1 rRNA gene is annotated in these 431 nt (G+C 49.7%); it reads right to left on the bottom strand.

Going from position 1 to position 431, the window contains the following annotated elements:
* Positions 1-77 precede the first annotated feature (77 nt).
* Positions 78-431, bottom strand: a 23S ribosomal RNA gene (locus AC6BYQ_RS09825); the annotation flags it as partial.

Raw genomic sequence — 431 nt, 5'->3', positions numbered from 1 at the left:
ATCGCTGAAGCCAGTTAATCCAATCTGTAAACAAGCTGAATATTGTCTTGGTCTCACCAAAACACCTTCGGTGTTGTAAGGTTAAGCCTCACGGATCATTAGTACTGGTTAGCTCAATGCATCGCTGCACTTACACACCCAGCCTATCAACGTCTTAGTCTTAAACGTTCCTTCAGGGACCTTAAAGGCCCAGGGAAGACTCATCTTGAGGCAAGTTTCGCGCTTAGATGCTTTCAGCGCTTATCTTTTCCGCACTTAGCTACCGGGCAATGCCATTGGCATGACAACCCGAACACCAGTGGTGCGTTCACTCCGGTCCTCTCGTACTAGGAGCAACCCCTCTCAATCTTCCAACGCCCACGGCAGATAGGGACCGAACTGTCTCACGACGTTCTAAACCCAGCTCGCGTACCACTTTAAATGGCGAACAG

The organism is Serratia sp. LTN-2 (assembly GCF_059740205.1).
Note: the sequence above shows the minus strand (reverse complement) of the source record. Positions and strands in the feature narration are given on the sequence as shown.